Genomic DNA, 26,243 nt, shown 5'->3' on the forward strand with positions numbered 1-26,243 from the left:
GACGGTCTCTTTCATATGAGGCGAAACCGTCATGCTGCCCTGGATCCAGCTCGATTCCGCGACCATTCCCGGTGAAAACGGCGAATTGCGGCTGAAGCAGCGCGGCAGCGAATTTTCGATCATGCTTGGCGCCAACGAGCTGATGAATAGCCGTCTCAGCGGCTCGGAAGAAGCGCTGGCGACCCTTTCCTGGGATCGGATCAAGTCGCACCCGAAGCCAAGGATTTTGATCGGCGGGCTCGGCATGGGTTTTACCCTGCGCGCCGCTCTCGCCGTCCTTCCCGAAGATGCCGGCGTCACCGTCGCCGAACTGGTGCCTGCGGTCATCACCTGGGCCCGCGGGCCGATGGCCGAGGTCTTCAAGGGCTGCCTCGACGATCCGCGCGTCGGCATCCATCAGGGCGATGTCGGCGAAGCGATCCGCGCCGGCAAGGCTGCCTATGACGCCATTCTGCTCGATGTCGACAACGGCCCTGATGGCCTGACCCGCAAATCCAACGACCGGCTCTACGATTTCGCCGGCCTTCGCGCCGCAAGCGACGCGCTGCGCCCCGGCGGCGTGCTCGCCGTCTGGTCGTCCGGTCCGGACCCCGATTTCACGCGACGTCTTAAGGGCAGCGGTTTTGCCGTCGATGCGGTCAACACGCGCGCCAACGGCAAACGCGGCGGCGCCCGCCACGTCATCTGGCTGGCCGTCAAGCCGGTGAAATGACGCTCAAGCAGAAGCGATCCTGCGGGCGGCGTTGATGGCGCGGCGGGCGCCGGAGCGCAGCTGCGCTGTCTCGGCCCCGGCAATGACCAGATCGAAGCCGAATTTCAGCAGTTCGCCGGCCCGCTCCCCGTCGCCGGCGAAGGCGCAGGCGAATTTGCCGTGGGAGCGGCAGCGCGAAACCGCATGCTGCATGGCGCTGTCGATCTCGGCGGCGTTCGGCGCCACCTGGTCGCCGTTCGAGAGCGCGATCGAAAGGTCGGAAGGGCCGATGAAAATGCCATCGATGCCGGCAACGCCGAGGATGTCGTCGATCGCCTCGAGTGCCGCCCGGGTCTCGATCATGGCGATGGCGACGGTGAGCGCGTTGGCGTTCTTCAGATAATCATCGGCCGACAGGCCTGTATGGTTCAGCGCCAGCGAGGGTCCCCAGCTGCGTTCGCCGAGAGGCGGGTATTTGGTGGTCTTGATGAAGGCTTGCGCGTCTTCGGCCGAATTGATCATCGGCGCGATGATGCCGGAGGCGCCGGCATCGAGCAGGCGCGAGGCGGAAGCAAAATCACCGACCGGTATGCGCGCCAGCGCCGGCTTGCCGGCAAGCCGCACCTGGGCGACGGCGTTCGCCGCCGAGGGCATATCCCACATGCCGTGCTGCATATCCAGCACGACGGCATCGAAGGCCTCCTGCGCCAGGTGATTGGCGAGCGTGGCGTCGGGAATACCGATCCAGGCGGAGATCATGCCGCCCCGGTGTTGCCTGATCCGGTCCGCAAAGCCGTCGATTTCAGCTGCGCTCATGCCATTCTCCTCACTTCGACAGGCCGTTAGCCGCCAGATATTTCTGCTCGAGGAACTCGTCGATGTCGAATTCCCTCAAAGCCATGCACGGTTGCCGGGTCATCCTCTCCGGCGCAGTCGTGAAATAATGATTGTCACAGCGAGCCCCGCGACAGCCATGATGCTTCCCCAGAGAACCCAGATGCTTTGGTTGATCATGAAACTGGACGCGGGATAGGGAAAATAGCCGCTTCCCTGAGCGATCCAGATCAGTCCCAAGAGGATCATGAGCAGTCCAACGACGTATCCGACGGTTCGCGACATGCTTTGGCCCTTCCCTATGAATCGATGCCACAATGTCGATCGGCGTCGGTCATGACAAGGCTTCTCTCCTGAGCGCGAACATATTCCGGATGCAATGACGCGCCGGCCTCGGTCTGGATGTCATGTCCTGCCGACTTCATCCACCAGCCAGGTGCTGAGCCTTTCGCTATCAACATTTGCCGATCGCGGCGGTATCAGCCAGTAACCGCGGTCGGGTGCCTCGAGCGGCGGCCCGGCTTCCACCAGCATATGTGTGGAGAGAAGCGTATCGACCAGCCCCATCCAGCCGATCGCCACGCCTTGCTCGCTGAGAGCGGCCTGGACGACCAGCGAGTAAGTGTTGAAACTGACATCACCGCGGCCGGCATGGAGGTCGCGAGTAACGGAGAATTCGGCAAAATAACTTCGCCAGTCGAACCAGGGCGATGGCGTCGGTGAGTCGAGATGGATCAGGATCGCCTTGGCAAGCTGCTGCGGATCGTCGAACGGGCCGTTGCGATCGAGAAAGCCTCGCGTGCAGACGGGCACGACCTTTTCCTGCAGCAGCAGCGATCCGATAGTGCCGAATTCCGCCTTTGTGCCGAAAACCACCACCACATCTGCGTCGTCACCAAAGCCGGGCTCAAGCCTCTGGGTCGCGACGATCTGTATATCCGTTTCCGGGTGAAGCAGGCGAAAGCCGTGCATGCGCGGGATCAGCCAAAGCGCTGAAAAAGCATAGTCGGTTCTCAGTCTGACGACCGGCCTTTGAGCCTCGGTGCCGAAACTGCGCGCCAGGGCATCGATGTCACCAACCGTCTTGGCCGTGACCTGGAAAAGCCGTTCGCCCTCCGCGGTCAACTCGACGCCGCGGTGCTGGCGGCGCAGCAGGGCGACGCCGAACTGCTCTTCCAGCCGCCGGATCTGATAACTGACGGCAGGCTGCGTAAGGCCGAGAACTGCCGCCGCAGCCGAAAAGCTGCCGAGCCTTGCGACCTCCGCGAAGATGCGCATCCATCCCAGCTCAGGCAGGCGGTCTGACATAAAAATTCCTTTTGGCAAATATAAAAAAAAGCTGCCTTTACAAGCATGATGATAGCGGTTTTGATAAGATCTGCAAATAGCAAGGGACGTCCCCCTCCAGGAAGACCGTCCCGGCCTTGGAGACCACAGGAGACAATTTCACATGGCGCGTCCGAATATCCTCATCCTGATGGTCGATCAGTTGAATGGAACGTTCTTTCCCGATGGCCCTGCCGATTTCCTGCGTGCGCCGCATCTGAAATCATTGGCGGAGCGCTCCGTACGTTTCACCAACGCCTATACGGCAAGCCCGCTCTGCGCACCGGCGCGAGCCTCCTTCATGTCCGGACAATTGCCGAGCCGAACCCGCGTCTATGACAATGCGGCGGAATTTGCCTCTGACATTCCGACCTATGCGCATCATCTGCGCGCTGCCGGATACCAGACAGCGCTTTCCGGCAAGATGCATTTCGTCGGCCCCGACCAGTTGCATGGATTCGAGGAACGCCTGACGACGGATATCTACCCGGCCGACTTCGGCTGGACGCCCGATTATGGCAAGCCCGGCGAGCGCATAGACTGGTGGTATCACAATCTGGGCTCGGTCACCGGCGCCGGCGTTGCCGAGATCACCAACCAGATGGAGTATGACGACGAGGTCGCCTACCACGCCGCCCGCAAGCTGTTCGATCTCTCGCGTGGCCATGACGAGCGCCCCTGGTGCCTGACCGTCAGCTTCACCCATCCGCACGACCCCTATGTCGCGCGCCGCAAATTCTGGGACCTCTATGAGGACTGCCCGGCACTTGACCCGACGGTTGCGCCGATTGCCTTCGAGCAGCAGGACCCGCACTCGCAGCGTCTGATGAAAGCCTGCGATCACGACGCTTTCGACATCAGCGATGAGCAGATCAGGCGGGCAAGGCGGGGCTATTTCGCCAATATCTCCTATGTCGACGAGAAGATCGGCGACATTCTCGGCGTCCTGGAACGGAGCCGCATGGCTGAAAACACGATCATCCTCTTTGCCTCCGACCATGGCGACATGCTCGGCGATCGCGGCCTCTGGTTCAAGATGAACTTCTTCGAAGGATCGGCCCGCGTTCCGCTGATGATCGTGGCACCCGGCTGGACGCCCAGACGGATCGACCAGCCTGTCTCCACACTCGACGTGACACCGACGCTCGCCGGTCTTGCCGGGATCGATATCGCCTCATTGAAGCCATGGACCGAGGGCGAGGATCTCGCAGCGCTTGCCGAAGGCACCGGCAGCCGCGGCCCTGTGCCGTTGGAATATGCCGCAGAGGGTTCCGAGGCGCCGCTCGTCTGTATCCGAGACGGACGATACAAACTCTCGCTCTGCGAGAAGGACCCGCCGATGCTGTTTAATCTCGAGGTCGATCCGCAGGAGCTCGACAATCTGGCGGCCGACCCGGCGCATGCCGAGATCTTGGCAAGGCTTGTCGAACAGGCCGGCCGACGCTGGAACCTTTCCGATTTCGACGAAGCCGTGCGCGAAAGCCAGGCGCGCCGCTGGGTGGTCTATGCGGCGCTGCGCAATGGGGCCTATTATCCATGGGATTATCAGCCGCTGCAGAAAGCTTCGGAGCGCTATATGCGCAACCACATGGATCTGAACGTGCTGGAGGAAAACCAGAGGTTCCCGCGCTAGAACAGGATGATTTTAGGCCGGGTCGGCCTAAAATCTAAATCCTGTTCTACATTATATAGTGAGAGCATGATGTCGTCCGAAAACCGCTCACACTTTTCGGCATCATGCTCTAGGAATGAGCAAGAAGCGCTTCTGATTTAAGCCGTTCTGCGCGCGGGCGCCTCGCGCAGAAAATCCTCGATGAACGCCTTCTGCAGAAGGATGCCGTCCCATTCATCAGGGAAGAAGGGCGAGTCGTAGATCAGCGTGAAGGGACCGTCGTAACCGGCTCTCTCGCACATCTCCAGGCAGGTGCGGTAATCCTCGGCATCGAGGCCGGCAGTGCCATAGTCGGCCTTGGCATGGCAGATTTCCGCCCGGCCCATGATGTCGGCAAGGCCTTCATATTTGGCTGGCGCCGCCCAGTTGCCGAGGTCGCCATTGAGGCCGACCTTGCCGTCCAGCCGGTCCAGCAGGCAGTTCATTTCGACTGGCGATGGTAGCAGGTCGAACCAGTTCTCGACGACGACACGCACGCCGCTGCCTTCCGCCTTTCCGGCCAGCCAATTCAGATGGCGGGCGGCGCGGGCAAGGTTTTCCTCCGTCGGCTTCTGCTTGCCGGCAATGACGCGCATCCTCTCAGCCCCAAGGGTTGCCGCGATGTCGATCCACTCCGCCATCCATTTTACGTCGCGTTCAGCCGTCTCCGGATGGCTCGGATCGCCGTCCTCGACCAGCAGCGTCTGGAACAGCACATTCGAGGTCGCCATCGCGTCGCGCAATTCGCTTATATAGGTGGCGTCGAGGCTTTGCAGATGGAAGGAACAGATCTCCAGCCGGTTGACGCCGCGCGCCGAGAGCGCCGCCGGCACATCGATCAGGGCCGCGGCACCCGGGCCATAGGGTTCTTTCGCAGCAGCGCTTTTGTCGGGATCGGGACTATAGGCATGAACGGCGCCGAGCAGCCGATGCAGCGACCATGTCGAAACCGCGAAACGTCCGTTTTGCAAAACCTGCACTTGCTTTCCTCCCGGATCTCCTCATGCCATCAATGGCAACTAAATCCCGGCGGTTCAATTGCCAATTCAGGCAAAATCGTCGCGGATGACCGCCTCGGCCGCAAGGGCAATCCCCAGCAGCGCTTCATCGCGATGGGCGGTGGCCGAAAGCAGCAGGCCGACCGGCATGCCAGATACACCGGTGCCGCAGGGAATGGAAACGCCGCACCAGTCGAGGAAATTGCCGAGCGCGGTGTTGCGCAACGTCTTGTTGTTCGTCGCGAAGAACAGCTCGTCATCCTGCTCCAACGGCCCGATCGGCGGCGCGACATGGGCGACAGTGGGAAAGGCGAGCAGCCGGTCGCCGACGAGGCGCTCGACATCGGCGATCAGGCGGCTGCGCGCCTCGAGGATCGCCAGGTAATCGGGCAGCGTCGTCTTGCTTCCGAGACGGGTGCGCATGACGACACGGTGATCCATGCTGTCCGCGTCCGGTCCTGCCAAGCGTTCGCGGTGAAGTGCGAAAGCCTCCGCCGTCACCAGCGGACCATATCTCGTCACCAGATCGAATATCTCGTTGAAGGCGGGGATGACGGTGCGGGCAACCTTGGCGCCGGCCTTTTGAAGACGTCCCAGAGCTGCCTCGAACGCGGCGACGACGCCGGCTTCAGCGCCATCGAAGACGATGTTTTCAGGCACGATGAGTTCCAGCCCTTGCAGGGGAAGCCCAACGACATCGGGCGCCGTCAGGCCGCGCATCGCCGCGTCGATCCAGACCGCGTCCCTGACGCTGCGGCAGAGCGGTCCCAGCGAATCCAGGCTCTTTGCCAGCGGATAGACCCCTGCCATCGCGTGGCGGCCGCGTGTCGCCTTGTAGCCGACGATGCCGTTGAAGGCGGCGGGAATGCGCACCGAGCCGCCGGTATCGGTGCCCATGGCGACCGGCACCAGTCCGGCCGCGACAGCGACACCGGCGCCGGAGGATGAGCCGCCCGGAATGCGCCGGAGATCGGTGCCGTGCGGATTTACCGGCGTGCCGTAATGCGGATTGATGCCGAGGCCGGAAAAGGCGAACTCGCTCATATTGGTGCGTCCGACGGCGACCATGCCCGCCTGCCTGAGCAAAGCGACGACGGCCGCATCTTGCTTGGCCGGCATGTCCTTTGCCAGAACAACGGAGCCCGCCGTCGTCGGTAGGCCTTCGATGTCGAAAAGATCCTTCCAGGCAATCGGAATGCCGTCCAGCAATCCAAGCGAGCGCCCTTCCCGCAGACGTCGCGAAGAGGCGCGCGCCTCCTCCATCCCCCGGCTTTCGGACAGTGTGGTGAAGACCGCCTTGTCGGCATAATTCGCGATGGAATCGAAAACTGCCTCGGCGACCTCGACCGGATCGGCCGCGCCACCTTGAATGAGGACGGAAAGCTGCACGACCGACATCGCGCCGAAGGATTTGCTCATGGGACTATCCAGAAGAAAGATGTTCCTCTCTGGACTACCGCGGATCATTCCGATGAACCAGAGCTTCACGATATTTTGCATTTATTGGTACGATTTTTTGAACACTGCGTTTGAAGATCGCCCCTTCAATTGCCACGATCGAAGACACACATGCTGCTCGCATGCGGAAGCGGTTCGGCACGAGGGTGAGAGTTTGCTCTTAAGAGACCGGCGCCGCATGTGTTGCAGGAGTAATTAAAATGACAGATTGTGAAACTTTAAGCCGTCGCCAGGATATGGTGACCCTCCATGTAAAAGAGGACGAAACCGCCGGTTTAGGCGAGCGCGATTATGTAGATCATGTCAGCGCCCAGAAACTTTCGGCCTTCGAGCGCATTGTCGTGGTCGGAGCGCTGGTTCTCTTGAGCTTTGCGGGTTTTGCCGCATATTCTTCCGGCAATACGGACCCGATGACGACATCGGCCATTGCCGCCCCGGCCGGCGATAACGTGCCGCAGCATCCGGCCTACGGCCATTGCCGCGACAGCAGCCCCTACGCTGAGAGGGTTTGCTGATAGCAAAACATATTGCCGGGCGTGGAAACCTTTGCCCAGGCTGCATCGACAGCAGGAAAAGGGAAAAGGACCATGGCCGGCGACATCGACTACAAGCTTCACCGCTTCATCGACGCCCAGAACGGGATCTATGAGCGGGCGCTCTTGGAGCTGAAGGCCGGGCGCAAAACGTCCCACTGGATGTGGTTCATCTTCCCGCAGATCGCCGGTCTCGGCACGTCGGCGATGGCCGAAAAATATGCGATCCGCTCGGCGGAGGAAGCCGCCGCCTATCTCGCCGATCCCATTCTCTCAAGCCGGCTGCTGCGTTGCGTCGAGGCGATCCTATCCGTGAACGGCCGATCGGCGCACGAAATCCTGGGCTCACCCGACGACTTCAAGCTGCGCTCGTCGATGACCTTGTTTGCCGCGATCAGCGATCACGGTTCGCCCTTCCACCAGGTGATCGAGCATTTCTATCAGGGAAAATTCGACGAACGGACGATGGAAATCCTTAGCGCCAGCACAGACTGACTTTATGCCGGTCGGCTTAAAATCTGAATGCTGTTGAAAATTAAATAGTTATCGGCCCGGCCTGCTCTCCAGCGTAGCAATTTCCTCGGAAATTTCGCTCAACCGCTGACGCAGATCGCTGTCGGTGCCGTCATCGACCTCTTCCTCGCCGAAACAATAGCGCGCATCATGGAGCTCCAGCTTGGCTTCGAGCTCGGCGCGCTTGGCATATAGGCGTTTGAGATAGACGTAGTTCATCTCCCTGCCTCCACATCGCCCTCGGGTTAGTGTGAAAACGGCATGGAAGCGGTAAGGTTCCCCTCCCCACACACTTGCGGTGCTCAGGCGAAAGAAGCGATCGCCGCGTGGCACGCCTTGGCGAAATGACCGCAGCAGCCGGCAGCGCCCATGGCCTGACGGCTGACGCGTGCGCCCTCGAGCAGCAGCGTCAATGTATCGGCAAGAAGCTGGGGTTCGCGCGCGCCGGCCGCCAAACAGAGCCCGGCCAGGCGATCACGCTGTTCGGCCTTGTGCCGCTCGATCATTTCGTGGGCTGGATGGCCCTCGCCCTTCAGCTCGATGGCGGCATTGGCGAGATCGCAGCCGGCGGGCTCGCCGTTCAGACATTGCGCCCGCAGCTCCACCCAGGCGTCCAGCTGGGCGCGCGGATTGCCGGGATAGGCCGTTTCCAGATCGCGCCAGATGGCACCCGCCTTTTCGGAGGCGCGGCGAAGCGTTTCGCAGACGAGCTCGTCCTTCGAGCCGAAATGCCGGTAGAGCGTCATCTTGTTGGTCAGAGCCGCGTCGGCAATGGCATCGACGCCGATGCCGCGAATGCCGCGCTCGCGGAAAAGCTCCGAGGCGGTCGAGACGATACGCTCCCGCGGCGGGATGCGATCTTCTGGAACGGCTGCGGAGATTTCATTCGAAGTTTCTGATTTTTTTGCGGACGTAGTCCTTGACATCAATGTGACCGATCGGTAACAAATGCATTGTTACTTACCGGTAACACCACGAAACGCGAAAGTCAATGCCGAGGGCATGGCAGCGGAAAGTGGAACACGGGCGACTGCCCACGAAAGGAGGACAACCATGACAAAGACCAGAGATGACCTGACGATATCCGAAGCCCTTCGCGACCCCCTGATCGCCATGGTGTTGCGCGCCGACGGCGTAAAGCTTGAAGACTTCAAGCAACTCCTGGAGACAGCCGCCCGCAAACGCGAACCGCGCTCGACTTCGGTGGGCAATATAATCGGAGCGCTCGCAAGCCGCGCCAATCTGCCGGCAATGCCCTGCTTCGGCTGAAGAAGCCGCCTGACCAGCTTGGGGATCTCTCCCTGCCCCCGTCAAGGGCTGCCGTCTCGACCAGACGGCGGCCCTTGCCGCTTTAAGGCATGTCGCACAAAAGTGTGCAGCGGTTTTGCGGCAACGGCATGCGTAAAAACAAAGACTAAAGCGCAAGGAGTGAATCTGAAAGATCGCGACGCGCTTTAGAGGATCGGCTTGCCGCCGGTTGTCGTGCCGCGGTCTTGCGGCAGTCTAGTTTTCGGACTAAAGTGACTAGAAAATTGGTCATCAAGAGGGCGTCATGGCGAGTGTCAATTTAGCGGAAGCCAAGGCCCATCTCAGCGAATTGCTCAATCGCGTTGAAGCCGGCGAAACCGTCGAGATTTTGCGGCATGGCAAGCCGGTGGCGCAGCTCGTGCCCGTCAAGACGCGCAAAAAACCGATCGATGTCGAGCGGCTGAAGGCATTGACCGCCTCGATGAAGCCGCCGGCCAAGCCGGTCGATTCCGCGACCTTCATCCGCGACATGCGCGACACCGACCGTTACTGATGCTTTATATCGACACGTCAGTCCTCATCGCCGCCTGGACGATCGAAACCCGCACGGACGACGTGCAGCAATGGCTGGCGACGCTTCGATCCGAAGAGATCGCGGTCAGCGGTTGGACGATCACCGAATTTTCGAGCGCCGTCGCGCTCAAGGCAAGAGCCGGACAGATCGACCCGGCCGATCGCGGCAAGGCATTGGCGATGTTCAGAGAATTATGTTCGACGACGTTCGAGATCCTGCCGATATCGCGAGCGCATTTCATCGAAGCGGCACGCATGACCGATCAATTCGACATCGGTCTTCGCGCTGGCGATGCACTCCATCTCGCTGTCGCGCTCGGCAGCGATGCCACGCTCGTCACACTGGACAAGGGGCTGGCGAAGGCTTGCACCATCGTCGGAGCAAAGCACCAGCTATTATGATGCCACCGGCAGATCAATCCACCATCGCAGCCGTCGACACGATGCCGTAGGGTTATCTTCTGTTGCGATTTGCCTCTACGACAGCTATGCCATAGTAATGTAACATGATCGCAGTTTTATGAGGTGCGTGGAATTGGACGGAAAGACATCATCCGCAGTTTACTCCGAAGATGAGGGTGTTGCCGGCGAGACCGGTGGCAAGGGCGCGCGACGCGCGCGCGTCAGCGGCATCGACCGGGCGCTTCAGGTGATCGATCATCTTTACGAGACCGGATCGCCCGCCGGCGTCTATGCCATCGCCAAGGCGGTGAAGGCGCCGCTGTCGACCGTTTACGTCATCGTCGACGACCTCGTCGAGAAGAACATGCTGACGCGCCAGACCGACGGCTCGATCTGGCTCGGCGCGCGGCTCTACCATTACGGCCTTGCCTATGCCAGGTCGCTGGATTTCATGAGCATCGCTACCCACGAAATGCACGATCTCTGCCGGCAGGCCGGCGAAACCGTGCAGGTCTGCGGCCGTGACGGCGACTATATGCTGGTGCTGGCCATGGCCGACGGCCCGAGCCATTTTCAGGTGGCGTCCCGCGTCGGCACAAGGGTGCCGCTGAACTGGACGGCCTCCGGCCGCCTGCTCGTCGGCCACCTGGCCGAGGAGGAGCGCATCGAACTGTTCAAGCGCTGCGCCCGCTCATCACCGACCGGCCGCGCCGAGATCGATCCGGGCACGCTGTCGGAAGCCGCCGGCAAGGCCTTCGAATCGCGGCTGTCGATCCAGGCTGGGGAATCGGATTATGCGGTTGCCTGCATCGCCTCGCCGATCTGCGATCGCGACGGCCAGTGCGTCGCTACCATTTCCATCGTGCTGCCGGAACAGAAGGCGTTTTCCGACGAGAACCACTATACGGCCCATGTGCGCAGTTCAGCGGAACGGATCGAAAAGCTGATGGGCTGGCGCAACCGCTGAGGATAGCGCCCTTCAATGGATCCTAGAGCGGTTCAGCTTTTAACGGAAGCGCAGAACCACTCTATCCTTTTGTTTTTACGCAATTCCGGACGGAAAACCGCTTTGCACTTTTCCTGGAATTGCTCTAACGGTAGGAATAGCCGTGGCTGTGGCGCACCAGCTTGCGCGCCCGCGGCACATAGCGGCTGGCGGTGAAGGCATCGGTGCCCATCACCGCGTAGCGCGGCTCGAACAGCTTGCTCAGGACCGAAACGTCGCCGTTGGAATCCGTCGCCTCGAGATCGGAATCGACCAGATCGAAAATGGTGAATTCCGCTTGCGAGCCGACCGAAAGCCGGTTCTCCATCGACAGCTTGATGACCGATGCCGGCGCATGGGTAACGGCTTCCACCACCTTGTCGAAAGGCATGCCGACGCTGAGCAGTTTCGACATCGTCGTCGCCAGATCCCAGACCGGAAAGTTCATCGAATGGCCGTGCAGATCGGTCGAGATCGAGAACGGCAGAAGCCCGCGCGCGATCGCCGCCTCGGCGACCTTGAAGGAGAAGGAGGCGCCGCCATGGCCGATGTCGAGGCGGATGCCCTCGGAGGCGCAGCGCTCGGCGAGATTGAAGAGATCCTCGTCTTCCATGATGCTCGACCCGGCCTTGCCGTTGAAGCAATGCGTGACGACGTCGCCGGGGCCGAGAATCTCAAGCACCTCGTCATAGAGCGCCGGCGGTTCGCCGACATGCACCATCATCGGCACTTTCAAGATCTTGGCGATCTTCTTGCCGAGCTTGACCGGCGTAACGCCCCAGGATCCGGTGATGACATGGCTGGCGCGCACCTTGATGCCGACGATGTGCTCACTGTTTTCTGCATAGACCTCGAGAATGCGGTCGAGATCGATATCGCGGATATCCCGTAATTCCGCGACGCGGTTGCAGGCGACGAGGCCGATCGAGCCGAGATTGAGGAAGGCCTTGATGCGCTCGCGCGAGGGCTCGATGATATATTCCCGGAAGCCATGGAAATTCGCCTCACCGGCCGAGCCGGCATCGACCAGCGTGGTGACGCCGCGCTCGACGCCGCATTCGGACGGACGGATGGAAATATCGGTGCCACCGTGCCAGATATGCACGTGCAGATCGACCCAGCCCGGCGAGATGAAGGCGCCTTTGCCGTCGATGCGCGTCACATCCTGCGAGACGGAAAGCGACGGACCGATCTCGGCGATCCTGCCGTCGGCATTGACGAGAATGTCGGTTGCCCCCTCTGATGGGCCAGAACCGAAAGCCATCGGTTTGACATTGGTGAGGAGAAGCGGCTTCTTCGCCTGGTCGCCGGACATGACATGCATTCCTTTCGAAGTCTCGGACCGGATCGCTCCTCGGTCATCCGTCTGCGGGTCATTATGGAAGAGCAATGGGTAGCGAAAGATGCACAAGGGCATCTGGATCGCCACAATTCCATAGTTATGTTATATAAGTCTTTATAATAGAATAAAGCCGAGGACGCCGCTGTCAAGAAAAATGACGCGGTCGTCATCGCTGAAGAAACGTGAGCGGCGCGCTCCATCCGAGGCGCGCCTAGTTTCGAAGAGCGGGCGAATTCGCGTTTTTTTCAATCTCGAAGAATAGAATAGTCAAGCCGTTCCAAGTGATCCGGATCGGCGATGGCGTCGATCGCGGCGATCCTGCCATCGACGATCGTCAGCGCCACGACGACGCGGAGCTGGCCCTGGATCTCCACGACGAATCCAAGCTCACCGCCGACGTTGGCGATTTCTGCCGCCTGCGCCCGACCCTTGAAGGCTTCGGCCACGTGAGCCGCGCCGCGCATTTCGCCAATGGTGCCGAAGCGGGCGGCCGTCGCATCCGGTCGGAAGACGACGTCAGGGGCAAGCACCGCGATCAATCCCTCCAGATCGCCGTTGCGCGATGCCGTCAGAAAGGCCTCGGCGATCGTCCGCTTACGGCCGAAATCGACATCAGGCGCTTCGTCCACCCCCTGCACCCGGCGACGGGCGCGGCTTGCGAGCTGGCGGGTGGCACCGGACGAACGGCCGATGATCGGCGCGATCTCGTCGAAGGGCAGATCGAACATGTCGTGCAGCACGAAGGCGACACGTTCGGCGGGCGCCAGCGTCTGCAACACGACGAGCAGCGCCAGACCGACCGAATCGGCGAAGGCGGCTTCGCGCTCGGGATCGATCGCCGGATCGGCGATCCCGTCATGAACAGGCGCCTCCAGCGGCTCCTCGCGCCGGGTCTTGCGGGCACGCAGCATGTCGAGGCAGATGCGGGCCACCACCGTCGTCAGCCAACCGCCGAGATTGCCGACCCCTGTCGTATCGGTGCGGCTAAGCCGCAGCCAGGCCTCCTGAACGGCATCCTCCGCCTCGCTGCGCGAGCCGAGCATGCGATAGGCCGCGGCCCTCAGATGCGCTCTGTTCGCCTCGAATTCTTCAGTCAGCCATTTTTTCTCGTCCATTTGTCACATTCCTCCGCTGCGTTCCGTCAAAGCCATGACGCATGAAACCCGGCCGATGTGACAGCGCCGGCGGATCGTCAGACAGTAAACCTATAAAGGAGACTTATCATGCAGGAGAGAATGGGAAATCCCGCCCTCGTCCTTCCCGCGGCTATGCAGGCGCTGGCGGCTCTCAGCAAGGTGCCGGCCGAAACCGGCCTCTCGCCCAAGCTGCTCGAACTCGTCAATCTGCGTGCCAGCCAGATCAACGGTTGCAGCGTCTGTGTCGACGGGCATCCCCGCATCGCAAAGAAGCTCGGTGAAACCGACGAACGGCTCTTCGCCATCGGCGCCTGGCGCGACTCGCCCTATTTCAGCGATGCCGAGCGGGCAGCCCTTGCGCTGACCGAGGCGGTGACCCGCGTCAGCGACCGCGCCGACCCTGTGCCGGATGATATCTGGGACGAAGCGACCCGGCATTATGACGGCAGGAGCCTTGCGGCGCTCGTCATCGCCATCGCCAACATCAATGTCTGGAACCGGCTGAACATCGCCACCCGCCAGATCGCCGGGGCCTGGAAGCCGTAATCGGCGAAATTGCCGGCAGCGCGTCACCCCTGCGTTGCCGGCAACCACTATCCCTAATCAGCATGGCTTCAGGCCATGCGAAACAATCGATCGTTCAGATGATGCCGCCGCCGCCGGCAGCGGATGCCGGGCGTTCGGCCGCTACCTTCTTGCGATAACCGCTGGCGCGGTAGACGGCGATCGGGTCGATCGCGCCGCCAGCCCTGCGGCGGGCTTCGGCCAGGATAGGCTCGACATCGGCGCGATAGGCGCGCTTCAGCGTTTCCGACGCCATCAGCGCGTCGTTTTCGTCCTGGTAGCCGGAGAGCGCCTTGCGGTCGACAAGCAATGCCTGCGCATAGGCGCGGCGGATTTCGTTGGCGCTGTTGATCAGGCTTTCGATCGGATCGGTGACATTGTGCGACTGGTCGATCATATGGGCCGGGTTGAAGTCGTTGACGCCGCGCTGTTCGGCGTCAACCAGTTCGTTGAAGACGAGGAACAGCCGGTAGGGATCGATCGCGCCGGCGTCGAGATCGTCATCGCCATATTTCGAATCGTTGAAGTGGAAACCGCCAAGCTTGCCGAATTGGATCAGCCGGGCGACGATCATCTCGATATTGGTGTTCGGCGCGTGGTGGCCGAGATCGACGAGGCAATAGGCCTTGGGGCCGAGCGTCTGAGCGATCAGGTAGTTGGTGCCCCAATCCTGCACGATGGTCGAATAGAAGGCCGGCTCGTACATCTTGTGCTCGGAGAACAGCTTCCAATCGTCGGGCAGCGCCTTGTATATATCCGCCATCGAGGCGAGGTAACGCTCGAAAGCCTTGGTGAAATGGCTCTGGCCGGGGAAGTTCGAGCCGTCGCCGATCCAGACCGTCAGCGCCTTGGAGCCGAGCGCCTTGCCGATCTCGATGCATTCGAGATTGTGCTCGACCGCCTGCGCCCGCGTCGCCGCGTCGGTGTGGCTGAGCGAGCCGTATTTATAGGAATGGGCCTGGCCCGGCGCATCGGAAAAGGTGTTCGAATTCATCGCATCGAAGCCGAGGCCGAGCGCATTGCCCTTCGCCTTCAATTCGCTAGCATCCGCCTTGTCCCAGGGAATATGCAGCGAGACGTTCGGCGTCGCCTGCGTCAGCTGGTTGATGACGGCGCAATCGTCGAGCTTGTCGAAGATGCCGCGCGGCTCGCCGGTACCGGGGAAACGGGCAAAACGCGTGCCGCCGGTGCCGACGCCCCAGGAGGGCACGGCAACGAAGAATTCCGCAACCTTCCGGGTGACCGCCTCGATATCGACGCCACGACGGGCAAGCGTCGCGCCCAGTGCCTCGTAGTCGGCCTTCAGTGCGGTTGCCCGCTTGTCGTTATCAGTCGCGACCAGATCTGGCGCAATCCTGGAATCTGTCATCTATTCCTCCCTGGTCGCGAACCATAGGGGCACGGTTCGCGTTCAAACGCTTACATGTCTTCAAACGAAGGAGCTACGATGGACGTTGTCCGCATTCTTCTTGCGATCATCCTGCCGCCCCTTGGCGTATTCTTGCAGGTCGGGATCGGCCTGCATTTCTGGCTCAATATATTGCTGACACTCTGCGGCTATGTGCCGGGGATCATCCACGCAATATGGGTGATCCTCCGGAAATAGCTCTATCCGTTCGCTTTACGCGCTCCGGAAGCAAAACCGCTGCACATTGCTGCTGGAATTGCTCTAGCGCGTAAAACTCTGCACGTTGCCGGCATCGACGTTGATGATATTACCGGTCGATTTTGCCGAAAGGTCCGATGCGAGGAAATAGATCGCCTCGGCGATATCTTCCGGAAACACGTTGAGTTTCAGCATCGAGCGCTTACGGTAATGTTCCTCGAGATCGTCCACCTCGATCTTGGACGAGGCGGCGCGCTGCTCGCGCCATTCGCCGCTCCAGATCTTCGAACCGCGCAGGACCGCATCCGGATTGACGGTGTTGACGCGGATGCCGGCATCCGCGCCTTCCAGCGCCAGGCAGCGGGCGAGATGGATTTCGGCAGCCTTGGCGGTGCAATAGGCAGACGCATTCGGCGAGGCGGCCAGACCGTTTTTCGAAGCGACGAAGATGACGTTGCCGCCGAGCGCCTGACGGCGGAACAGGCGGAAGGCTTCACGCGAGACGAGGAAATAACCGGTCGCGAGAATATCGATATTGCGGTTCCACGTCGCCAGTTCGGTCAATTCGATCGGCGCGGAGGAGGCAATGCCGGCATTCGAGACGAGGATATCGATGCCGCCGAATTCGACGCAGGCTTCCGCGAAGGAGGCGATCACCGCATCTTCCTTGGTGACGTCGAGCCGGACGCTGCGCACGGCGTCGGCGCCGAACTTCTTGACGAAATCGGCTTCGGTGCCTTCGAGCGCTGCCTGGTCGATATCGGCAAGCACCACGCAGGCACCTTCGCCGACGAGGCGTGCGGCCGTCGCCCGGCCGATGCCGCCGGCGCCGCCAGTGACGAAGGCAACGCGGCCGGCAAGGCTCTTTGGCTTCGGCATGCGCTGCAGCTTGGCCTCTTCAAGCAGCCAATATTCGATATCGAAGGCTTCCTGCTCCGGCAGGCCCTGATATTCGGAGACCGTCGACGCCCCGCGCATGACGTTGATGGCGTTGACGTAGAATTCGCTGGCAATGCGGGCCGTCGCCTTGTCGCGGGCAAAGGACAGCATGCCGACGCCGGGCACCAGGAAGATGACGGGATTGGCGTCGCGCATGGCGGGCGAATTGCCATGCTTGCAGTCGTTGTAGTAGCGGGCGTAATCGGCGCGGTAGTCTTCCAGCGCCTTGTCGAGACCGGCAACGATCGCGTCGACATCCGGCTTGGCCGGGTCGAAATCGACGATCAGCGGGCGGATCTTGGTGCGCAGGAAATGATCGGGGCAGCTGGTGCCGAGCGCGCCGAGCGGACGCAGATCCCGGGAATTGACGAATTCGAGCACGGCGTCCTGATCGTCGAAATGACCAAGCTTACGCTCCTGCTTGCCGATGCGGCCGCGGATCTCCGGCATCAGCCGGGCGGCGATGGCGCGGCGCTCAGTGACGGCCAAGCTCTGTGCGACCGCGCCGCCGAAAATGGTCTTGCCTTCGGTCTTTTCGGCAAACCAGACGATCGCCTTGTTGATGATATCGAGCGTCAACTCGTAGCAGGCCTTGGCATCGTTCGCCCAGGTGAAGAGGCCGTGGCTCTCGAGCACGACGCCCTTGGCATTCGGGTTTGCGGCAACGAATGCGCCGAGGTCGAGGCCGAGCTGGAAGCCCGGACGGCGCCAGGGCAGCCAGCCGATCTCGTCGCCGAAGATCTGCTGCGTCAATTCCTTCGAATTCTTCGACGCGGCGATCGCGATGATCGCATCGGGATGCATGTGGTCGACATGAGTGAAAGGCACGAAACCGTGCAGCGGCGTGTCGATCGAGGCAGCGCGGGCATTCAGGTTGAAGGTGCAGTGCGGCAGGAAGCCTACCATGCGGTCTTCGTCCTCAACGCCCTTATAGATGCCTTTCAGCGATTCCAGCTTGTCCTGGTAGAGCGTCGCGAAACCGTCGAGCTTGATCGTGCCGACGTCGCCGCCCGATCCCTTGACCCAGAGTACCTTGACCTTTCCGCCGGTCAGCGGATCGGTTTCCAGCACCTTCGCCGAAGTGTTGCCGCCGCCATAATTAGTGATGCGCTTGTCGGCGCCGAGCAGGTTGGAGCGATAGAGCAGCTTGCCAGGCTCATCGAGGCCTGCCGCATAAGCATCATCCCACCGGTTTTCCAGAAGCCGGACGTTCGCCGCCATGTCATCCTCCCATATGAAATCTTCATCGAGACGCAAAGTTCGCGCCCCTTTTCGCTGACGGTATCGCTCATCAAAACGCAGCTTGTCAATCGAAAACGATCAAATTCGATTATTGTGCAGCGCAATATGAAAATTTATGATCGTTTTTGATTGACACATTCTCATATGTGCGAAATAAACGATCGAAGGAGGAGCCCCATGCACGAACGCGAACGTCATCGCATCATTCTGAGCGCCGTTCAGGAAAAGTCCGTCGTGACGGTTCAGGATATTTCCGAACTGACCGAGGCTTCCGAGGCGACGATCCGGCGCGACATCGCGGCTCTTCATGTTCAGGGCAAGATCCGACGTGTGCGCGGCGGCGCCGAGGCCGTGCATCCGCCGCAGCTCGGCAATCTCGCCGGGCGCCCCTTCCGCGTTTCGGAATCGGTCAATATCGACAAGAAGCGCGCAATCGCCCGCCAGGCCGTCGAGCTTTGCGATCCGGGCGACGCGATCATCATCAACGGTGGCACGACCACCTTCCAGATGGTGCATTTCATGGCGGCGCACCGCCTGCAGGTGATGACCAATTCTTTCGCCATCGCCGAACATCTGGTCAAGCATTCGAAGAACACGGTGACTGTGCCGGGCGGCGCGATCTATCGCGAGCAGAGCCTGATCCTCTCCCCCTTCGACAATGACGCGATCCGCAATTTCTACGCCCGCCGCTTCTTCATCGGCGCGCAGGGCGTCGGCCCGCTCGGCATCATGGAAGCCGATGCGCTGATTATTCAAAGCGAACAGAAGCTGATGCATCAGGCCGACGAACTGGTCGTCATGGCCGATTCCAGCAAGTTCCATCGCCGGTCGAGCCTCATTCTGTGCCCGCTCGAGCGTGTGTCTACGATCATCACCGATGACGGCATTCCAGAGGAAGCCGTCAGGATGATCGAGAATGCCGGCATCAGGCTCATTGTCGCGAGCCCGGTCGCCCAGGCAATCAAGGAGGATTCCTCGTCGGTCGCATAAGGCGCCGGGGAGGTGTGAAGAGTGTCAATCAAGTGGGAGGATGAAAGCATGAAACTCGCAAAGAAACTCGCAATCGGCGTGGCATTTGCCGTCGCCATGATGGCCGGCACGGCAAGTGCTGCCGACATCAAGATCGGTCTCGTCGTCAAGTCGCTCGGCAACGGCTTCTTCGATGCTGCCAACAAGGGTGCGCAGGAAGCCGCCAAGGAACTCGGCGGCGTCGAGGTCATCTATACCGGTCCGACGACGACGACGGCCGAAGGCCAGATCGAAGTCATCAACTCGCTGATTGCCCAAGGCGTCAGCGCCATCGCCGTTTCGGCCAACGATCCCGACGCGCTCGTTCCGGCGCTGAAGAAGGCTACACAGCGCGGCATCAAGGTCATCTCCTGGGATTCCGGCGTGGCACCTGAAGGCCGTATCCTGCAGCTCAACCCGTCGTCCAACGAGCTGATCGGCAAGATGTGCCTGACGCTCGTCAAGGACCATCTCGACGGCGGCAAGGGTGACTTCGCCATCCTGTCGGCCACGACCACCTCGACCAACCAGAACATCTGGATCGACCAGATGAAGAAGCAGCTCAAGGATTTCCCGGGCCTCAACCTCGTCACCACAGTCTATGGCGACGACCTCTCGGACAAGTCCTATCGTGAAGCCGAGGGCCTGCTGAAGGCGAACCCGAACATCAAGGTCATCGTCGCTCCGACGACGGTCGGCGTTCTCGCCGCATCGAAGGTTGTCGAAGACAAGGGCCTTGTCGGCAAGGTCTACGTCACGGGTCTCGGTCTGCCGTCCGAAATGGCCGGCGCGATCAAGTCGGGCGCCACGAAGGAATTCGCCATCTGGAACCCGATCGATCTCGGCTACTCCGCAACGCAGATCGCCTATCGCCTCGTCAAGGGCGAGACCGACGGCAAGCCGGGCAGCGAGATCGAAGTCGGCCGCATGGGCAAGATCAAGGTCGGCGACAACGGCGAAGCCGCCATGGCCGATCCGTTCGTCTACAATGCTTCGAATATCGACCAGTTCTCCAAGGTCTTCTGATCCGAAACCACCGCATTAAAGCCCGGCGGCCTGATGGCCGCCGGGATTCTCATTCGACACTGGTAGAAGCTTGATGAACGCTGCCTTTCAACAAACCGCCACGGACAGCAAAACCGGTGATGCGCCCGCCATTCTGGAAATGCGCGGCATCTCCCAGATCTTTCCGGGCGTGAAGGCGCTCGACAATGTCAGCATCGCGCTGCATCCCGGCACGGTGACCGCGCTGATCGGCGAAAACGGCGCCGGCAAATCGACGCTCGTCAAGATCCTGACCGGCATATACAGGCCGAACGAAGGCGAGATCCGGGTCGACGGCCAGCCGGTGACCTTTGCCAGCGCCCAGGCAGCAATCGACGCCGGCGTCACCGCCATCCATCAGGAAACCGTGCTGTTCGACGAACTGACGGTTGCCGAAAACATTTTCCTCGGCCATGCGCCGCGCACGCGTCTGCGCACCATCGACTGGCAGGCGATGAACAGCCGCGCCAAGGCACTGCTGACCGCGCTCGAAAGCAATATAGATCCGACAATCCGGCTGAAGGACCTCTCGATCGCGCAGCGCCATCTGGTGGCGATCGCGCGCGCTCTGTCGATCGAGGCCCGCATCGTCATCATGGACGAACCGACGGCAGCCCTTTCCCGCAAGGAGATCGACGATCTCTTCCGCATCGTCCGCGGCCTGAGGGAAAAGGGCAAGGCGATCCTCTTCATCAGCCATAAGTTCGACGAGGTCTACGAGATCGCCGACGATTTCGTCGTCTTCCGCGACGGCCGCGCCGTCGGCCAGGGCCGGCTCAAGGAAACGCCGCAAGACGAGATCGTCCGCATGATGGTCGGCCGCGACGTCGAGAATGCCTTTCCGAAGGTCGATGTTGCCATCGGCGGCCCGGTTCTCGAGATCCGCAATTACAGCCACCGCACCGAATTCCGCGACATCTCCTTCACCCTGCGCCAGGGCGAGATTCTCGGCATCTACGGCCTGATCGGCGCCGGGCGTTCGGAACTGTCACAATCGCTCTTCGGCATCACCAGGCCGCTCTCCGGCAAGATGATGCTCGAAGGCCGCGAGATCACCATCCATTCGCCGCAGGACGCGATTCGCGCCGGCATCGTCTATGTGCCGGAGGAACGCGGCCGCCACGGGCTGGCGCTGCCGATGCCGATCTTCCAGAACATGACGCTGCCGTCGCTTACCCGCACCTCGCGCCGGGGCTTCCTCAGGGCGGCAGAAGAATTCGCGCTCGCCCGCAAATATGCCGAGCGGCTGGACTTACGCGCAGCCGCCCTTTCCGTCCCGGTCGGCACGCTCTCCGGCGGCAATCAGCAGAAGGTCGTCATCGGCAAATGGCTGGCGACCGCGCCGAAGGTCATCATCCTCGATGAACCCACAAAGGGCATCGACATCGGCTCGAAGGCGGCCGTGCACGGCTTCATCAGCGAACTCGCCGCCGAGGGCCTGTCGATCATCATGGTCTCGTCCGAACTGCCCGAAATCATCGGCATGTCGGACCGCGTCCTGGTGATGAAAGAGGGGCTCGCCGCCGGGATTTTCGAACGCGCCGAGCTGTCTCCGGAAGCGCTGGTGCGCGCCGCCACTGGCAATGCATGAGGCCCGCAATGCAAGGTAAGAGCATGGCAAGACTGATCAGAAAACGCGAAACCCTGCTGTTCCTCATCATCGTCGTGATGATCGCGATCTTTTCGACGCGCGCTGCCGATTTCGCAACGCCGGAGAATCTCGCCGGCATTTTCAACGATACCTCCATCCTGATCATCCTGGCGCTGGCGCAGATGACGGTCATCCTGACGAAATCGATCGACCTGTCCGTCGCCGCCAACCTCGCCTTCACCGGCATGGCGATCGCGATGATGAATGCCGCCTATCCCGATCTGCCGCTCGTCGTGCTCATCCTTGCCGCGATCGTGATCGGCGCCTGCCTCGGCGCTATCAACGGCTTTCTCGTCTGGGCGCTCGAAATCCCGCCGATCGTCGTCACGCTCGGCACGCTCACCATCTACCGCGGCATGGCCTTCGTGCTCTCGGGCGGGGCGTGGGTGAACGCCCACCAGATGACGCCGGTCTTCTTGTCGGTGCCGCGCACGCCGATCCTCGGCCTGCCAGTTCTCGGCTGGGTGGGCATCGTCATCGTGCTTCTGATGTATGTCCTGCTCAGATACACCCAGTTCGGCCGCTCGGCCTATGCGACCGGCGGCAATCCGACCGCGGCCGTCTATGCCGGCATCGATACGGGCTGGACGAAATTCCTGGCCTTCGTCCTGTCGGGCGCGCTAGCCGGCCTTGCGAGCTATCTCTGGGTGTCGCGTTATGCCGTCGCCTATGTCGATATCGCCAACGGCTTCGAGCTCGACAGCGTCGCGGCCTGCGTCATCGGCGGCATCTCGATTGCCGGCGGCGTCGGCTCGGTCGCCGGCACCGTGCTCGGCGCGCTTTTCCTCGGCGTCATCAAGAATGCACTGCCGGTCATCGGCATTTCACCCTTCACGCAGATGGCAATCTCCGGAACCGTCATCATTCTCGCCGTCGCCTTCAACGCCAGGCGCGAGCGCAACCGCGGCCGCATCATCCTGCGCGACCGCGCCGCAGCCGAGATCAGAACGGAGGCCGTAGTATGAGCACCGTGTCCACACACGAAAAGCGGGTCATCCCCGACCGCCTCGGCACACCCTTCCGCCGCATCGCCGCGAGCTGGGAAGTGCTGCTCTTTGCCGTCGCCATCCTGATCTTCATCTTCAATTCGCTGGCCTCGCCCTATTTCCTCGATGCCTGGAACCTCTCGGACGCCACCTTCAATTTCACCGAAAAGGCAATGATCGCCTTCGCCATGGCACTGCTCGTCATATCGGGCGAGATCGACCTCTCGGTCGCCGCGATCATCGCGCTCGCCTCGACGGCAATGGGCGCGGCAGCACAGCTCGGCATCGGCACACCGGGCCTGGTCGCGATCGGCATCGGCACCGGCCTTGCCTGCGGCATCTTCAACGGCGTTCTGGTCTCGGTGCTGAAACTGCCGTCGATCGTCGTCACCATCGGCACGATGAGCCTTTTCCGCGGCATTTCCTATATCGTCCTCGGCGACCAAGCCTATGGCAAATACCCGGCTGATTTCGCCTATTTCGGCCAGGGCTATGTCGTCTGGGTATTCTCCTTCGAATTCGTGCTCTTCATCGTGCTGGCGATCCTCTTCGCCGTGCTGCTGCATGCGACGAATTTCGGCCGGCAGGTCTATGCGATCGGCAACAACGACTTCGCCGCCCGCTTCTCCGGCATTCCGGTCGAGCGCGTCAAATTCATCCTCTTCCTGTTGACCGGCGTCATGAGCGGCGTTGCCGCCGTCTGCCTGACCTCACGCCTCGGCTCGACCCGGCCGTCGATCGCCCAGGGCTGGGAACTCGAGGTCGTCACCATGGTCGTGCTCGGCGGCATCTCGATCCTCGGCGGTTCCGGCACCATCGTCGGCGTCGTCATCGCCGCCTTCGTCATGGGCCTCGTCACCTTCGGCCTCGGCCTGCTCAACGTGCCCGGCATCGTCATGTCGATCTTCATCGGCCTGCTTCTCATCATCACCATCGCCATCCCGATCATCGCCCGCCGCATCAAGGTCATGAGCTCCCGATGACTTTAGAAAAACACGCCTTCAAAATGCAGCTCAATCCCGGCATGGAAGCCGAATACCGCAAGCGGCATGACGAGATCTGGCCGGAACTGGTCAATATTCTGCACAAGTCGGGCGCCAGCGACTATTCCATCCATCTCGACCGCGAGACCAACACGCTGTTCGGCGTGTTGACGCGGCCGGCCGACCACACGATGGCGAGCCTGCCGGACCATCCGGTTGTGAAAAAATGGTGGGCGCACATGGCCGACATCATGGCGACCAATCTCGATAATTCACCGGTCCAGAGCGACCTGGTCACCGTCTTCCATATGCCATGAACGCCACCTCTTATCGCCGCATCGCCGTCCTCGACATCGGCAAGACCAATGCCAAGGTCGTCGTCCTCGACAGCGAGACGGGCGCCGAGATCGCCGTCCTGAAACGGCCGAATATCGCGATCAAAACCGGTCTCTATCCGCATTACGACGTAGAGGCTCTCTGGTCCTTTGCGCTCGATGCACTGAAGAGCCTTGCGCGCGAACCTGGCTTCGACGCCATTTCGATCACCACCCATGGCGCATCCGCTGCATTGCTTGGCCGAGACGGCACGCTTGCCATGCCTGTCATCGACTACGAACACGAATATCCGCAGGACATCCGCGACGCCTATACGGCGCTCCGCCCCTCCTTTGACGAGACCTTCTCGCCGCGCCTGGCGATGGGTCTCAATGTCGGCGCACAGCTGCACTACCAGAAGACCGCCTTTCCCGAGGAGTTTGCCAAGGTTGCGACCATCCTCACCTATGCGCAATATTGGACGGCACGGCTGACCGGTGTCGCCGCCAATGAGCTGACCTCGCTCGGCTGCCATACCGACCTCTGGAACCCGAGGGAGGGCCACTATTCCTCGCTCGTCGACAGGCTTGGCATTCGCGACCTCATGGCGCCGATCCGTTCCGCTTTCGATGCACTCGGCCCGGTTCTTCCCGGCATCGCCGCTGAGCTCGGCCTTGCTGCAGCCGTGCCGGTCTATTGCGGCATTCACGATTCCAATGCCTCGCTGCTGCCGCATCTCGTCCATCGCGAAGCGCCCTTTGCCGTCGTCTCCACCGGAACATGGGTCATCAATTTCGGCGTCGGCGGCGATCTCGATCATCTCGATCCGGAACGCGATGCGCTCGCCAATGTCGATGCCTATGGCCGCGCCGTCCCCTCTTCCCGCTTCATGGGCGGCCGTGAATTCGAGATCCTGTCGGCCGAGATCGGCCCCGTCGACGAAAATGCCGCCCTGGCGGCAATCGGTCCCGTGATCGACAAAGGCATGATGCTGCTGGCGAATATCGCCTCCGGTTCCGGGCCTTTTCCGGGAAAGACAAGCCGCTGGATCGGCGCCAATGAGGCAAGCCGCGAGGAGCGCTCTGCCGTCGCCTGTCTCTATCTCGCTTTGATGACCAATGCCTGCCTCGGACTGGTCGGCGCCAAAGGCCCCGTTATCGTCGAAGGGCCTTTTGCGCTCAATGGGACCTATCTCAAGCTCCTTGCCGCCCTGACCGGCCGCGAGGTCATGGCCCTTCCGGGCTCGACCGGCACCAGTCAGGGAGCGGCCCTTCTCACCGGCATCCGGCCGGTATCGGGTGCCGAGACACATGTTCCGCCGACCGATATCCCAGGACTGACCACCTATCGCGATCGCTGGCACGCAGCGATGGAATAGGACCTTTTCCAAGAACGGCCTTGTTCGTCCTCGTCTTGCCGCTAGTGTGGCACTCCAAAATCATGTCGAGGAGATAGCATGACAGAGACATTCGATCCGCGCGCCCTTGCCGCCCGGCTTCACAGCCTGCGCCAGGCCGGCCTGCAGGAGGCCACGGACACTTTCGCGCTGCCAGCCGATCTGCATCAGGCGATGGAGGCGCAGAATTTGCTCACTGCTGCGGACCGTATTTCGAGCAATGCCTGGAAAGTCACGGTCTCGCCGCAGGGCCAAGCGGTCGCCGGTACGCTGTATCCCTATGCCAAAGCCGTTTCGGGCGCGGACATTCCCTGGTATCCGGGCCTGAAATTCGAGACCGAGATCGCCGTCCGTCTCGGCAGCGACCTGCCGGTCCGCGCGGGCGTTCCCTACAGCCGCGCCGAGGTGGTCGAGGCGATTTCCGCTGTCTATCTCGGCGCCGAGCTGCTGGTCAGCGCTGTGAAGGAAAGCGGCAGCGTTTCGTTTCTGCTGTTCGTCGCCGACCGCCTCGGCAATAGCGGCTATGTACTCGGCCCGGAGGTCGAGAAACGCGTCGTCGACACCGTAGGCGGCACGCCGCTCAAGGTCACTCATGCCGGCCGCACGATCTATGATGGTCCGGCGCAGCATCCGAAAGGCGACGTTCTCACCTGGCTCATCGATTATGCTAATGACGGCCTCCGCCCCGAGACATCGCTGAAGGCAGGCGCACTCCTGACGACGGGCACGCTGAGCGGCGCGATCGAACTGACCGAACCCGGCGAAATCGACATCCTGCTCGGCAACAGCAGGCTCAGCTTCTCGGTATCTAAGGCTTGA

General features: G+C 61.5%; 29 protein-coding genes. 18 read left to right on the forward strand and 11 right to left on the reverse strand.

Translation table 11 applies throughout. The features are described from left to right. The first annotated feature begins 31 nt into the window (after window positions 1-31). A complete protein-coding gene (locus tag G9X67_RS02955) occupies window positions 32-712 on the forward strand; it encodes a hypothetical protein (RefSeq protein ID WP_171598022.1) in 681 nt (226 codons plus the stop codon). Window positions 713-715: 3 nt separating this feature from the next. Here G9X67_RS02955 and G9X67_RS02960 read toward each other — a convergent pair whose 3' ends face one another. The 3 genes from G9X67_RS02960 to G9X67_RS02970 form a co-directional block, all read right to left on the reverse strand. After that, entirely contained in the window at window positions 716-1,507 is a 792-nt protein-coding gene (locus tag G9X67_RS02960; protein ID WP_138389661.1) for an aldolase/citrate lyase family protein, read from the reverse strand. Between the two features lie 99 nt (window positions 1,508-1,606). Continuing rightward, window positions 1,607-1,810 carry a hypothetical protein gene (locus tag G9X67_RS02965; RefSeq protein ID WP_026265569.1) on the reverse strand — a complete coding sequence of 68 codons (204 nt, stop codon included), beginning with the start codon at window positions 1,808-1,810 and terminating at the stop codon, window positions 1,607-1,609. A 120-nt stretch (window positions 1,811-1,930) separates the two neighbouring features. After that, window positions 1,931-2,833: a LysR family transcriptional regulator gene (locus tag G9X67_RS02970; protein ID WP_138389662.1), complete on the reverse strand. Its 903-nt coding sequence runs from the start codon at window positions 2,831-2,833 to the stop codon at window positions 1,931-1,933. A gap of 142 nt (window positions 2,834-2,975) precedes the next feature. Between G9X67_RS02970 and betC the strand changes: the two genes are divergently transcribed. Continuing rightward, window positions 2,976-4,484, forward strand: coding sequence for a choline-sulfatase (gene betC / locus G9X67_RS02975; RefSeq protein ID WP_171598023.1), 1,509 nt, complete (start codon window positions 2,976-2,978; stop codon window positions 4,482-4,484). A gap of 137 nt (window positions 4,485-4,621) precedes the next feature. Here betC and G9X67_RS02980 read toward each other — a convergent pair whose 3' ends face one another. Then, window positions 4,622-5,482: a TIM barrel protein gene (locus G9X67_RS02980; protein WP_171598024.1), complete on the reverse strand. Its 861-nt coding sequence runs from the start codon at window positions 5,480-5,482 to the stop codon at window positions 4,622-4,624. 66 nt (window positions 5,483-5,548) lie between these two features. Continuing rightward, on the reverse strand, window positions 5,549-6,919 hold the full coding sequence (locus G9X67_RS02985; protein ID WP_171598025.1) for an amidase: 1,371 nt from the start codon (window positions 6,917-6,919) through the stop codon (window positions 5,549-5,551). A 275-nt stretch (window positions 6,920-7,194) separates the two neighbouring features. On the opposite strand from G9X67_RS02985, the gene G9X67_RS02990 reads away from it, so the two are divergent. After that, entirely contained in the window at window positions 7,195-7,473 is a 279-nt protein-coding gene (locus G9X67_RS02990; RefSeq protein WP_027665604.1) for a hypothetical protein, read from the forward strand. A gap of 72 nt (window positions 7,474-7,545) precedes the next feature. Then, on the forward strand, window positions 7,546-7,986 hold the full coding sequence (locus G9X67_RS02995; protein ID WP_138331370.1) for a DUF1810 domain-containing protein: 441 nt from the start codon (window positions 7,546-7,548) through the stop codon (window positions 7,984-7,986). A gap of 48 nt (window positions 7,987-8,034) precedes the next feature. Here G9X67_RS02995 and G9X67_RS03000 read toward each other — a convergent pair whose 3' ends face one another. Both G9X67_RS03000 and G9X67_RS03005 read right to left on the reverse strand, forming a co-directional pair. Next, window positions 8,035-8,223 carry a hypothetical protein gene (locus tag G9X67_RS03000; RefSeq protein ID WP_003547852.1) on the reverse strand — a complete coding sequence of 63 codons (189 nt, stop codon included), beginning with the start codon at window positions 8,221-8,223 and terminating at the stop codon, window positions 8,035-8,037. 83 nt (window positions 8,224-8,306) lie between these two features. After that, window positions 8,307-8,930 carry a TetR/AcrR family transcriptional regulator gene (locus G9X67_RS03005; protein WP_138389666.1) on the reverse strand — a complete coding sequence of 208 codons (624 nt, stop codon included), beginning with the start codon at window positions 8,928-8,930 and terminating at the stop codon, window positions 8,307-8,309. Window positions 8,931-9,057: 127 nt separating this feature from the next. Here G9X67_RS03005 and G9X67_RS03010 point away from each other — a divergent pair, with 127 nt between their 5' ends. The 4 genes from G9X67_RS03010 to G9X67_RS03025 all read left to right on the forward strand — a co-directional run bounded on the left by G9X67_RS03010 (window position 9,058) and on the right by G9X67_RS03025 (window position 11,194). Then, window positions 9,058-9,273 carry a hypothetical protein gene (locus G9X67_RS03010; protein ID WP_138389667.1) on the forward strand — a complete coding sequence of 72 codons (216 nt, stop codon included), beginning with the start codon at window positions 9,058-9,060 and terminating at the stop codon, window positions 9,271-9,273. A 283-nt stretch (window positions 9,274-9,556) separates the two neighbouring features. Next, complete coding sequence (locus G9X67_RS03015) at window positions 9,557-9,805, forward strand: type II toxin-antitoxin system prevent-host-death family antitoxin (protein WP_138389668.1); 249 nt, start codon at window positions 9,557-9,559, stop codon at window positions 9,803-9,805. Beyond that, entirely contained in the window at window positions 9,805-10,227 is a 423-nt protein-coding gene (locus G9X67_RS03020) for a type II toxin-antitoxin system VapC family toxin (protein ID WP_138389669.1), read from the forward strand. The genes G9X67_RS03015 and G9X67_RS03020 overlap by 1 nt, the downstream gene beginning before the upstream one ends. 118 nt (window positions 10,228-10,345) lie before the next feature. Beyond that, on the forward strand, window positions 10,346-11,194 hold the full coding sequence (locus G9X67_RS03025) for an IclR family transcriptional regulator (RefSeq protein WP_131139660.1): 849 nt from the start codon (window positions 10,346-10,348) through the stop codon (window positions 11,192-11,194). A gap of 124 nt (window positions 11,195-11,318) precedes the next feature. Here the strand turns inward: G9X67_RS03025 and G9X67_RS03030 are convergent, their stop codons facing one another. Together G9X67_RS03030 and G9X67_RS03035 are read right to left on the reverse strand one after the other, a co-directional pair. After that, window positions 11,319-12,527 carry an amidohydrolase/deacetylase family metallohydrolase gene (locus G9X67_RS03030; protein ID WP_138389670.1) on the reverse strand — a complete coding sequence of 403 codons (1,209 nt, stop codon included), beginning with the start codon at window positions 12,525-12,527 and terminating at the stop codon, window positions 11,319-11,321. Between the two features lie 272 nt (window positions 12,528-12,799). Next, the gene (locus G9X67_RS03035) at window positions 12,800-13,669 is read right to left on the reverse strand and encodes a sigma-70 family RNA polymerase sigma factor (RefSeq protein ID WP_171598026.1); all 870 of its coding nucleotides are present in this window, start codon (window positions 13,667-13,669) and stop codon (window positions 12,800-12,802) included. A gap of 108 nt (window positions 13,670-13,777) precedes the next feature. On the opposite strand from G9X67_RS03035, the gene G9X67_RS03040 reads away from it, so the two are divergent. After that, window positions 13,778-14,236, forward strand: a complete 459-nt coding sequence (locus G9X67_RS03040) for a carboxymuconolactone decarboxylase family protein (RefSeq protein WP_003547836.1) — start codon at window positions 13,778-13,780, stop codon at window positions 14,234-14,236. 94 nt (window positions 14,237-14,330) lie between these two features. Here the strand turns inward: G9X67_RS03040 and rhaI are convergent, their stop codons facing one another. Next, window positions 14,331-15,623, reverse strand: a complete 1,293-nt coding sequence (gene rhaI, locus G9X67_RS03045) for an L-rhamnose catabolism isomerase (RefSeq protein ID WP_171598027.1) — start codon at window positions 15,621-15,623, stop codon at window positions 14,331-14,333. Between the two features lie 78 nt (window positions 15,624-15,701). Between rhaI and G9X67_RS03050 the strand changes: the two genes are divergently transcribed. Continuing rightward, window positions 15,702-15,860 carry a YqaE/Pmp3 family membrane protein gene (locus tag G9X67_RS03050; protein WP_003547831.1) on the forward strand — a complete coding sequence of 53 codons (159 nt, stop codon included), beginning with the start codon at window positions 15,702-15,704 and terminating at the stop codon, window positions 15,858-15,860. Window positions 15,861-15,923: 63 nt separating this feature from the next. On the opposite strand, the gene G9X67_RS03055 is transcribed toward G9X67_RS03050, so the two are convergent. Then, window positions 15,924-18,020 carry a bifunctional rhamnulose-1-phosphate aldolase/short-chain dehydrogenase gene (locus G9X67_RS03055; protein ID WP_171598028.1) on the reverse strand — a complete coding sequence of 699 codons (2,097 nt, stop codon included), beginning with the start codon at window positions 18,018-18,020 and terminating at the stop codon, window positions 15,924-15,926. 198 nt (window positions 18,021-18,218) lie between these two features. Here G9X67_RS03055 and G9X67_RS03060 point away from each other — a divergent pair, with 198 nt between their 5' ends. The 8 genes from G9X67_RS03060 to G9X67_RS03095 all read left to right on the forward strand — a co-directional run bounded on the left by G9X67_RS03060 (window position 18,219) and on the right by G9X67_RS03095 (window position 26,243). Next, complete coding sequence (locus G9X67_RS03060; protein ID WP_018246533.1) at window positions 18,219-19,031, forward strand: DeoR/GlpR family DNA-binding transcription regulator; 813 nt, start codon at window positions 18,219-18,221, stop codon at window positions 19,029-19,031. A gap of 48 nt (window positions 19,032-19,079) precedes the next feature. Beyond that, window positions 19,080-20,075 (forward strand): rhamnose ABC transporter substrate-binding protein, encoded by a 996-nt coding sequence (gene rhaS / locus G9X67_RS03065; RefSeq protein WP_024320014.1) that lies wholly within the window; start codon window positions 19,080-19,082, stop codon window positions 20,073-20,075. 73 nt (window positions 20,076-20,148) lie between these two features. Beyond that, a complete protein-coding gene (locus G9X67_RS03070) occupies window positions 20,149-21,684 on the forward strand; it encodes a sugar ABC transporter ATP-binding protein (RefSeq protein ID WP_138389674.1) in 1,536 nt (511 codons plus the stop codon). Window positions 21,685-21,707: 23 nt separating this feature from the next. Continuing rightward, window positions 21,708-22,709 (forward strand): ABC transporter permease, encoded by a 1,002-nt coding sequence (locus tag G9X67_RS03075; protein ID WP_138389675.1) that lies wholly within the window; start codon window positions 21,708-21,710, stop codon window positions 22,707-22,709. Further along, window positions 22,706-23,713 (forward strand): ABC transporter permease, encoded by a 1,008-nt coding sequence (locus G9X67_RS03080; RefSeq protein ID WP_138389676.1) that lies wholly within the window; start codon window positions 22,706-22,708, stop codon window positions 23,711-23,713. The genes G9X67_RS03075 and G9X67_RS03080 overlap by 4 nt, the downstream gene beginning before the upstream one ends. Beyond that, window positions 23,710-24,030 (forward strand): L-rhamnose mutarotase, encoded by a 321-nt coding sequence (gene rhaM / locus G9X67_RS03085; RefSeq protein WP_171598029.1) that lies wholly within the window; start codon window positions 23,710-23,712, stop codon window positions 24,028-24,030. The genes G9X67_RS03080 and rhaM overlap by 4 nt, the downstream gene beginning before the upstream one ends. Next, window positions 24,027-25,406, forward strand: coding sequence for an FGGY-family carbohydrate kinase (locus G9X67_RS03090; RefSeq protein WP_171598030.1), 1,380 nt, complete (start codon window positions 24,027-24,029; stop codon window positions 25,404-25,406). Before rhaM ends, G9X67_RS03090 begins: the two co-directional genes overlap by 4 nt. A 78-nt stretch (window positions 25,407-25,484) precedes the next feature. Beyond that, complete coding sequence (locus tag G9X67_RS03095; RefSeq protein WP_171598031.1) at window positions 25,485-26,243, forward strand: fumarylacetoacetate hydrolase family protein; 759 nt, start codon at window positions 25,485-25,487, stop codon at window positions 26,241-26,243.

Origin of the sequence: Rhizobium sp. WYCCWR 11152 (genome assembly GCF_013087615.1) — a bacterium.
GTDB lineage: Bacteria > Pseudomonadota > Alphaproteobacteria > Rhizobiales > Rhizobiaceae > Rhizobium > Rhizobium indicum.

Bases quoted from the DNA above. Each gene is read 5' to 3' on its own strand.
- G9X67_RS02985 (WP_171598025.1), bottom strand. From the start codon at position 6,919: ATGAGCAAATCCTTCGGCGCGATGTCGGTCGTGCAGCTTTCCGTCCTC.
- G9X67_RS03075 (WP_138389675.1), top strand. From the start codon at position 21,708: ATGGCAAGACTGATCAGAAAACGCGAAACCCTGCTGTTCCTCATCATC.
- G9X67_RS03030 (WP_138389670.1), bottom strand. From the start codon at position 12,527: ATGTCCGGCGACCAGGCGAAGAAGCCGCTTCTCCTCACCAATGTCAAA.
- betC (WP_171598023.1), top strand. From the start codon at position 2,976: ATGGCGCGTCCGAATATCCTCATCCTGATGGTCGATCAGTTGAATGGA.
- rhaI (WP_171598027.1), bottom strand. From the start codon at position 15,623: ATGACAGATTCCAGGATTGCGCCAGATCTGGTCGCGACTGATAACGAC.
- G9X67_RS03020 (WP_138389669.1), top strand. From the start codon at position 9,805: ATGCTTTATATCGACACGTCAGTCCTCATCGCCGCCTGGACGATCGAA.
- G9X67_RS02990 (WP_027665604.1), top strand. From the start codon at position 7,195: ATGGTGACCCTCCATGTAAAAGAGGACGAAACCGCCGGTTTAGGCGAG.
- G9X67_RS03025 (WP_131139660.1), top strand. From the start codon at position 10,346: ATGAGGTGCGTGGAATTGGACGGAAAGACATCATCCGCAGTTTACTCC.
- G9X67_RS03060 (WP_018246533.1), top strand. From the start codon at position 18,219: ATGCACGAACGCGAACGTCATCGCATCATTCTGAGCGCCGTTCAGGAA.
- G9X67_RS02960 (WP_138389661.1), bottom strand. From the start codon at position 1,507: ATGAGCGCAGCTGAAATCGACGGCTTTGCGGACCGGATCAGGCAACAC.
- G9X67_RS03080 (WP_138389676.1), top strand. From the start codon at position 22,706: ATGAGCACCGTGTCCACACACGAAAAGCGGGTCATCCCCGACCGCCTC.
- G9X67_RS03070 (WP_138389674.1), top strand. From the start codon at position 20,149: ATGAACGCTGCCTTTCAACAAACCGCCACGGACAGCAAAACCGGTGAT.
- G9X67_RS03050 (WP_003547831.1), top strand. From the start codon at position 15,702: ATGGACGTTGTCCGCATTCTTCTTGCGATCATCCTGCCGCCCCTTGGC.
- G9X67_RS03005 (WP_138389666.1), bottom strand. From the start codon at position 8,930: ATGTCAAGGACTACGTCCGCAAAAAAATCAGAAACTTCGAATGAAATC.
- G9X67_RS03040 (WP_003547836.1), top strand. From the start codon at position 13,778: ATGCAGGAGAGAATGGGAAATCCCGCCCTCGTCCTTCCCGCGGCTATG.
- rhaS (WP_024320014.1), top strand. From the start codon at position 19,080: ATGAAACTCGCAAAGAAACTCGCAATCGGCGTGGCATTTGCCGTCGCC.
- G9X67_RS02970 (WP_138389662.1), bottom strand. From the start codon at position 2,833: ATGTCAGACCGCCTGCCTGAGCTGGGATGGATGCGCATCTTCGCGGAG.
- G9X67_RS03095 (WP_171598031.1), top strand. From the start codon at position 25,485: ATGACAGAGACATTCGATCCGCGCGCCCTTGCCGCCCGGCTTCACAGC.
- G9X67_RS03015 (WP_138389668.1), top strand. From the start codon at position 9,557: ATGGCGAGTGTCAATTTAGCGGAAGCCAAGGCCCATCTCAGCGAATTG.
- G9X67_RS03000 (WP_003547852.1), bottom strand. From the start codon at position 8,223: ATGAACTACGTCTATCTCAAACGCCTATATGCCAAGCGCGCCGAGCTC.
- G9X67_RS03035 (WP_171598026.1), bottom strand. From the start codon at position 13,669: ATGGACGAGAAAAAATGGCTGACTGAAGAATTCGAGGCGAACAGAGCG.
- G9X67_RS02955 (WP_171598022.1), top strand. From the start codon at position 32: ATGCTGCCCTGGATCCAGCTCGATTCCGCGACCATTCCCGGTGAAAAC.
- G9X67_RS03090 (WP_171598030.1), top strand. From the start codon at position 24,027: ATGAACGCCACCTCTTATCGCCGCATCGCCGTCCTCGACATCGGCAAG.
- G9X67_RS03055 (WP_171598028.1), bottom strand. From the start codon at position 18,020: ATGGCGGCGAACGTCCGGCTTCTGGAAAACCGGTGGGATGATGCTTAT.
- G9X67_RS02965 (WP_026265569.1), bottom strand. From the start codon at position 1,810: ATGTCGCGAACCGTCGGATACGTCGTTGGACTGCTCATGATCCTCTTG.
- rhaM (WP_171598029.1), top strand. From the start codon at position 23,710: ATGACTTTAGAAAAACACGCCTTCAAAATGCAGCTCAATCCCGGCATG.
- G9X67_RS03010 (WP_138389667.1), top strand. From the start codon at position 9,058: ATGACAAAGACCAGAGATGACCTGACGATATCCGAAGCCCTTCGCGAC.
- G9X67_RS02995 (WP_138331370.1), top strand. From the start codon at position 7,546: ATGGCCGGCGACATCGACTACAAGCTTCACCGCTTCATCGACGCCCAG.